Here is a 7,357-nt window from a genome sequence, read left to right on the forward strand (position 1 = left end):
TCCATCCGCATCCGGGTGCCGGTCTCGGACAGTTCGTCCCGGCGCAGCCGGGTGCCGGTCTCGTCCGGGCGCAGCCGGGTTCCGGTCTCGTCGGGGCGCAGGCGGGCGCCGGTGTCCTCCAGCGACGAGCGGCGGGCCCGGGGGTCCTCCTCGTCGTCCGCGTACCGGCGGCTGCGCGGGCGCGGGCCGTCGTCGTAGTACTCCTCGTCACGACGGCGCGCGCGGGGGGCGGGCTCCTCGTACCGGTCGTCCTCGAACTCGCGGCGGGAGATCGCCCGGGTCGGCTCGTCGAAGCGGTCGTCCTCGACGGGACGCCGCTGGCGCGGGGCCGGGGCCTCGAGCTCGGCGAGCATGGCCGGTTCCGGGATGACCTGGGCGGCCGGTGCCGGAACGGGCGGTGCGGCGGGCGGGGCCGGCGGCGCCGCGGCGGGCACCCAGCTGCTCAGGGTGGCCGGCTCGGCGGGCGCTGCCAGGTCGGCGCCACCACGGCCGCCGCCACCGCCGAAGCGGTTGCGGGTGGTGCCGGCGGTGGGCGCCGTGCTGGCCGGTTTGACGGCGCCGAGGCCGGCGGCGGACGAGAAGTCCTTGCGCCGGTTCAGGCTGACCGACAGTCGCACCGCGAGGCCGATGAGCACGGCCAGGACGCAGACGACGTAGCTGACGATGACCCAGGTGGCCGCGGGCCGGCCGGCACCGAGGCCGTGCATCAGGGCGATCGGCCACATCAGGTACGAGACCGAGTGGATCGCGCGCCACATCCACGGCTTGCCGCGGCCGATGAACCGGGCGCGGATCAGGCCGCTCCAGGTGACCATGAACAGGACGTACCCGGAGATCTGTCCCAGCCCGATGTACAGCGTGTTCGTCGGGGTGAGGAACGGGATGAAGATGTCGATCACCCGGATGTGGTGTTCGACGGTCTTGGTCCACAGGTGCACCACGAGCGACGAGATCGCCATCACGCCGGTGGTGCGGTGGGTGGACTGCAGCAGCACGCGCTGCCGGATGGAGAGCACCAGCCGGTCGGTGGAGATGAGCCCGACCATGATGGTGATGGAGAGGGACACCAGGGTGAGCACACCCATGTAGAACTCTGCGTACGTGAAGAAATAGACGTACCCGACGCGGCCGGGCTTGGTCATCATCGCGACCGCCCAGATTGCCGCCAGGACGCTTACCACCAGCAGGATGACCGCGCCCGTGGGCACGGTGCGAGTACCGGTGGAGCCGATGTCGACCGCCACCCTACTGGCGGTGCGCTCATTGTTCTTCGACCGGGCCATTGACTCCTCTTTTTCCGCAACGGTCACGTCCCGTGGGCGGTGGGACGCCGGTGTCCGTGGGGAACACCCCGTGCTCAAGTTGTTCTGGACCCGGCCGTGGCGTGCTTTCCCCTGCGATGCCCCGGCCGTGTCCTCCCCGGATTACGTGCCGGGCGGGGCTTCGGATGAACGCGTGCGAAATTTCTGGCCGACTCTTTTCGGTGATCGCGTCGCTACTTTTCGCATTTGGCACCTGAGCTGCGAAAATAGGGGTTCACCGGGGTTCTTAAGGCAAAAATAAGATGCGCCATGGAGTGACCCGGGCCACGAGGTGAACCATTCGGGGCAGCCCGGCGAACTTACTGGGTGAGGGGACCACGAACGAGGGGGGACGCTGTGCGGATTTTCACCGCGCTGCTCGGGGCCACGATCGCGGGGGCGACGCTGGGCGCGGCCGGACTGACGGCGGCGCCGGCGCGTGCCGACGTGCCGGGCTTCGGCGTACGGGTCACCGCACCGGCCACGTTCAAGGCGAGCGGCAACACGAAGACCCTGACCGCGGTCAGCACGTCCGACCAGCGCCAGTGCCGCAAAGTGCGCTGGACCCTGATCGTACGAGGCGGCGACGTCCCGCTGGACCGGATCCGGGTGACCCGGATCGAGAACAACACCGCGTTCGCCACCCGGGTCAGCCTGGACGGGGACACCGCGACGCTCGTCGACGAGCAGCTCGACCCGGGCACGCTGTGCCGGGGCCGGACGGTGACCGGCCAGTGGCAGATCGGCTTCGCCGGGCGTGACGGCGGCCGGGTCCGGTTCGAGGTGCGGGCGTTCGACGAGGCGAACACGCTGCTCACCGCGGGTGGCGCGACCACCGAGGTGACCGGCCAGGTGGCCACCTCGTCACCGACGCCGTCACCGTCGAGGACCTCCGCCTCGCCGGAGCCCACCGAGGACGAGGAGGAGGAAGCGACGCCGGCCGACACCACCCCGCCCACCCGGGCGGCCGTGACGCAGAGCCCGCAGGCCCTCTCCCCCGCGGCGAGCGACAGCAACCTGCTCGGGCCGGGCCTGATCGTCGGCGGGGTGTTCTTCTTCCTCGGCCTGCTCCTGCTGCTGCGGCTGCGGTCCCGGACGAAGGCGGCGCGCCAGCGGGCCCAGACGCTGCCGACCGGTTTCTACACGATGCCGTAACCGGCCGAAATACCCGACAAACGGCACGAAAGGTACTAAAGTTCCCTTATCGTGACCGTTTCTCGGGAGGACTTCGTGGCCCGTACCGCCAGGATCGCGGGTGTGTTCAGCGCGCTCGCCCTGATCTCCGCCGCCCTGCCCGCCGGAGCGGCGTCCGCCGCGCCGGCCGTGGGCACCCCCGGTGCGCCGGTCGTGCCGGCCACGCTGCAGCCGCCGGCCGGCACCGAGGTGCACGCCGTGCTCCGGGCCCGCGGCGTGCAGATCTACGAGTGCAAGCGCAGCATGTGGCAGCCGCTCGAGCCGGCCGCGTCCCTGACCGGGACGACGGTGAACCCGGCCCGCAAGGTCACCGCGGTGCACTTCCGCGGCCCGGCCTGGGTCTCCGACCAGGACGGCTCGATGGTCCAGGGCACCGACCCGGTCACCGAGCCGGCCACCGAGCCCGGCAGCCTGCCGCTGTCGCTCTACAGGGCCACCGGCAACCGGGGCGGCGGCCTGTTCGGCCCGGTCACCTGGATCCAGCGCATCGACACGCACGGCGGCGCCGCCCCGGCCACCTCCTGCGGCGGCGACCAGCCGGTCGCGGTCCCCTACCGCGCGCTCTACCGCTTCTTCACCAAGAAGTGACCCGTCACCGCGTGACCGCCAGGACGATCGCGGTCGCGTTGTCCTGACCACCGGCCGCCAGCGTCGCGTCCAGCAGGGCCCGGACCGCTCCGGCCGGCCGGCCTTCGTCCAGCAGGCGGGCCAGCTGCTGGTAGTCGAGCTGGCCGGACACCCCGTCGGTGCAGAGCAGCAGACGGTCACCGGGGCGCAGCGGCACGTCGAGCACGTCCGGGTCGGGCCGGTCCGGGTGGCCGGCGTACCGGGTCAGCCGGTACCCGTCGGCCTGCGCGTGCGGGTCGCCGGCGGCGTACCAGCCGTGCACCAGGCCGAGCCAGGCGACCGTGTGGTCGACGGTGAGCAACTCCAGCAGGCCGGCGCGCAGGCGGTAGGCGCGGGAGTCGCCGAGCTGCACGATCCGGACGGCGGCTTCGCCACCGCCGTCGGCACCCACGCCGGTCACCGCGGTCAGGGTGCATCCGGTCAGCTCACTCAGGGTTCGCGCTTTGTCTCGTACGAGGGAATGCACCTCGGAAACGACGCCTCGCAGCGCGGCCGGAGCCGGATCGGCGCACCGCGTCGCGAACGTCTCCACCGCGAGTCGTCCGGCGGCGGCGCTGCCCTCACCCGCGCCCATCCCGTCCGCGACGATCGCGAGCGGCCGGTCCGCGGCCAGGTGCAGCACGTCGTAGTTCCGGTCGTAGCGCACACCGGTGACGCTCCCGGCGGCCGCGGCCACCCGGCACGCGCCGATCCGCCAGGACACCTCGGCGCTCACGCCTCACCGACCCGGGTGTTCAGGTGCTCGCGGGCCGCGGCGACCAGCGCCTCCGGCTCGTCGGCGTGGAACCGGATCGTGGTGGCCGGCTGCCCGCGGGTCTTGCGGACCGCGACCACGGTGGGCTCGGTCAGGCGCACGTCGACGCTGGTCTGGCCGGCCATGCCGAGCGAGAGCACGCCGTCCTCCAGCTGGGTCTGCCCGCCCGGCGGCATCGACCGGCGGCGCACCTCGATCGCGGCGATCCGGTCCCAGCAGATCGGCAGGTCGAGGGTGAGGCTGTTGCGGATCCGCAGGCCGGACGGGCCGACCAGGTGCTGGTGCACGTGCATGGTGGCGAGCAGGCCGACCATCCAGAACAGGCCGTAGACGCCGAGCGCCAGCGACGCGATCCGGATCGTCTCCCAGGGCAGGACGAAGTGCAGGATCGGCAGCTCGATCACCGAGACGCCGAGGAGCGCGCCGAGGATCAGGGTGACCGCGCGGTGGTAGGTGAACCGCTGGGCGCCGGGCTCGAGCGGCAGCGGCCGGCGGAGGATCCAGCGGAAGAGAGCGGCCCAGAGGCGCAGCTCGTAGAGCACGACTTTTTTCCCGAGGCCGATCACTCCGTCACCCCCGGCTGGTGGACCAGGCCCAGGCCGTGCAGGGTGGCGAGCACGTCGTCGAGCCCGGCGACCAGGGCGTCGAAGCGGGCGACCGGCATGTGCGCAAACAGCTGCCGGCCGAACTCGCGCTGCTGCCCGGCGGTCTCGTCGAGCAGGGCGGTGCCCCGCTCGGTGCAGGTGACCAGCGTGGCGCGGCGGTCGGCGGGGTGCGGCTCGCGGGTCACCAGGCCGCCCGCGACCAGGCCGTCGACCAGGCCGGTGATCGCCCGCGGGGTGACCCTCAGCGCCTCGGCGAGGGCCCGCTGCGGGCTCGGGCCCAGGCTGCGCAGCGTCCAGAGCAGCGTCATCCGGGAGACGCTCAGGCCCTGCGCCGCCAGGCTCTTCGTCATGTCGTCGTTGAGCAGCACGACCAGCTCGAGGATCCGGTCGAGGCCGCCGGCGTAGCGTTCGTCGTCACCCATATCGTGACGGTACTTCATCATGTACCTGGTTCACAATATCTGTATTAAAGACCCCGCCCCGGGTTGCCCGGGGCGGGGTCTTCGTCGCGCTTACAGCGCCGGGTAGGCGTTCGCCATCAGCTGCTGGAACTGGGCGGAGAACCAGGCACCCGAGATCGGGGCATTCGGCAGGGCGCCGCTCAGGCTGTTGCCGTTGCGGGCGTTACCGGTGTAGGTCGGGTCGCACATCCGGTCGAAACCCTTGCCCTCGTCGTTCGGGATCAGCGAGGAGGAGCCGTCCGACTCACCCGGGGGCTTCACCCAGACGTATGCGTCGATGCCCGCGGCCGGAGCCGCCTTGGGACGCTCGCCGAGGCCGGCGCCGGACTGGTTGCACCAGTTGCCGGCGTGGATGCGGCGGTCGATCCGCGACTCGTTGACGTAGGTGTCCACGACCGTGGAGGTGCTCGCCTTGGTCGGCCGGGCCGAGCCGCCCCAGCCGTTGCGGGACGTGTCGATCAGCATGCCGATGTTGCTGTTGAAGCCGATCGAGACCAGCTTCGTCCGGAACGCCTGGGCGAACGTCAGCTCATCGGTGTACTGGTTCCAGTCGACCCACTTGGACTGCCGGACGCTGGTGCCACCGACGGTGGTGGTCGGCTGGACCCACGGCTCCTGCAGCGCCGAGTAGTTGGCCGTGTTGGTGATGAAGCCGGTGACGTTGTTGACGCTGCCGGAGGCCTGCGCGGCCTGCAGCATGATGTCCGCGGTCGGGCCGAAGTTCGAGTCCCAGCCGATCCAGCCGTGGTGCGCGGCGTCGACGTAGTTGTAGGTGTTGCTCAGCGCGCCGAGCTTGTTCAGGGCGTAACCGATGCCCTGCACGTACCCGCCGTTGGCCTTCATCGTGTCGCACATCGCCGTGCCGCCGGCCTGGCCGGAGGTGTTGGTGACGAGGTTCGGCAGCGAGTCGATCTCGACGATGTTGATGATGCGCAGGCTCTTGTACTTCGCGTCGGCCTGGATCGCGGCGATCGGGTCGATGTACTCGGCCTTGTAGCGCGGCAGGTCGTTCGGGCCCAGCTCACCGTTGGAGGCGAGCGCGGCGCAGTCCCGGCCGGGCAGGTTGTAGATCACGAACTGGATGTAGCCGGCGCCCTGGGCGAGAGCCGCGTCCAGGTGCGCCCGGACCCCCATCGCACCGTTCGAGCTGCTGTCCGTGGTGCCCGCGATCGCGGCGATCCGGTCCAGCCAGACCGCGGTCGGGTTGTTCGAGACCCGGCTGCCGCCGGTCTCGGCGTCGGCCTTGGCCTTCCACTCCGGGTTGATGTAACCCTTCGCGCCCGAGTACGGGTTGTCGACCTTGACGCCCGGGCTCGTCGACGTCGAGGGGCTCGTCGACGGGCTCGAGGACGGGCTGGTCGACGGGCTGGTGCTCGTGGAGGGGCTCGTGCTCGCGCTCGGCGAGGTCGGGACGCTGCCGGTGCAGGCGACGTTGTTCAGCTTGAACGTGGCGGGCGTGGCGTTGGTGCCCGAGTAGTTCGCGTTGAAACCGAAGTTCGCCGTGCCGTTCGTGCCGAGCGAGGACGCCCAGGACGGGTTCGTCGCCGTGACGTTCTGGCCGGACTGGGTGACGGTGGCGCTCCAGGCCTGCGTGACCGTCTGGTTGCCGGCGAAGGTCCAGGTCAGATTCCAGCCGCCGGTGATCGCGTCACCGAGGTTGGTGACCGTGACGTTGCCGGTGAAACCAGTGCTCCACTGGTTCACCGAGTAGTCGACACGACAGCCCGCGGCCGCGCTGGCGTCGGTCGTCACGGCGACCGCGCCGGCACCGGCCACGACACTCACGGCGGCGGCTGCCGTGAGGGCGCGGGCCCGGGTGGAAATGGGTCTCATCAGGACTCCTCGAGACGTACGGCGGCGCCAATGATGAACGCCAATGGGAGCGGCGACCAACACATCGGTGGGGATCGTTGGCCGACGCGGACAGCATTACATGGGAGCGCTCCCAGCGCAATGATCCGGAAACAGTTGGGCAACCCCTGGTTCACGCGGGGTGCGGCAGGCTGCCGGAGGGGGTTTCCCGCAGCGTGGGGCGGCGCGCTCGGGGCGCGTGATCGGGGGCGCAAGGGCGGTGAGTGCACGCGATCGGAACTCGCGGGGCGGCAGGAGCACGCGATCCGCACCCGCACCTGCGGGGCGGCAGGAGCACGCGATCGCCGCTCACCGGGCGGCAAGAGCACGCGATCGCCGAGTCCGGGGGGCGGTGGCGGTGCGCGATGGGTTTGTGCGTGCTGCTGCCACCCCCATGAGGGCGGCAGCAGCACGCGAACCCGCAGCGCGGACTTCCACCGCCCCGCTCCAGGACGGCAAACCACGTGATCGGTACATCTCAGGCGCGGCACAGTCCCGCCCCGGACCGCAAGCGCGAGCACCGACCCCCGGGCCGGCGCTGAGAGCTGTCTCAAGCACCGCGAA

General features: G+C 71.2%; 7 protein-coding genes. 2 read left to right on the forward strand and 5 right to left on the reverse strand.

Features of this window, described 5'->3' with window-relative positions; all coding sequences use genetic code 11:
- Nucleotides 1-1,283 (reverse strand): translation initiation factor III (locus Apa02nite_RS38240; RefSeq protein ID WP_203829397.1); only part of this gene is annotated, 1,283 nt, incomplete at its 3' end.
- A 375-nt stretch (nucleotides 1,284-1,658) separates the two neighbouring features.
- Between Apa02nite_RS38240 and Apa02nite_RS38245 the strand changes: the two genes are divergently transcribed.
- Nucleotides 1,659-2,456, forward strand: a complete 798-nt coding sequence (locus Apa02nite_RS38245) for a hypothetical protein (protein WP_203829398.1) — start codon at nucleotides 1,659-1,661, stop codon at nucleotides 2,454-2,456.
- 51 nt (nucleotides 2,457-2,507) lie between these two features.
- Nucleotides 2,508-3,083: a DUF3455 domain-containing protein gene (locus Apa02nite_RS38250; RefSeq protein WP_203829399.1), complete on the forward strand. Its 576-nt coding sequence runs from the start codon at nucleotides 2,508-2,510 to the stop codon at nucleotides 3,081-3,083.
- A 4-nt stretch (nucleotides 3,084-3,087) separates the two neighbouring features.
- Here Apa02nite_RS38250 and Apa02nite_RS38255 read toward each other — a convergent pair whose 3' ends face one another.
- The 4 genes from Apa02nite_RS38255 to Apa02nite_RS38270 form a co-directional block, all read right to left on the reverse strand.
- The gene (locus tag Apa02nite_RS38255) at nucleotides 3,088-3,837 is read right to left on the reverse strand and encodes a PP2C family protein-serine/threonine phosphatase (protein ID WP_203829400.1); all 750 of its coding nucleotides are present in this window, start codon (nucleotides 3,835-3,837) and stop codon (nucleotides 3,088-3,090) included.
- Nucleotides 3,834-4,442, reverse strand: a complete 609-nt coding sequence (locus tag Apa02nite_RS38260) for a hypothetical protein (RefSeq protein ID WP_203829401.1) — start codon at nucleotides 4,440-4,442, stop codon at nucleotides 3,834-3,836. Before Apa02nite_RS38260 ends, Apa02nite_RS38255 begins: the two co-directional genes overlap by 4 nt.
- Complete coding sequence (locus Apa02nite_RS38265) at nucleotides 4,439-4,903, reverse strand: MarR family winged helix-turn-helix transcriptional regulator (RefSeq protein WP_203829402.1); 465 nt, start codon at nucleotides 4,901-4,903, stop codon at nucleotides 4,439-4,441. The genes Apa02nite_RS38260 and Apa02nite_RS38265 overlap by 4 nt, the downstream gene beginning before the upstream one ends.
- A gap of 90 nt (nucleotides 4,904-4,993) precedes the next feature.
- Nucleotides 4,994-6,775 (reverse strand): glycoside hydrolase family 6 protein, encoded by a 1,782-nt coding sequence (locus Apa02nite_RS38270; RefSeq protein WP_203829403.1) that lies wholly within the window; start codon nucleotides 6,773-6,775, stop codon nucleotides 4,994-4,996.
- Nucleotides 6,776-7,357 lie beyond the last annotated feature (582 nt).

Origin of the sequence: Actinoplanes palleronii (genome assembly GCF_016862315.1) — a bacterium.
Lineage (GTDB): Bacteria > Actinomycetota > Actinomycetes > Mycobacteriales > Micromonosporaceae > Actinoplanes > Actinoplanes palleronii.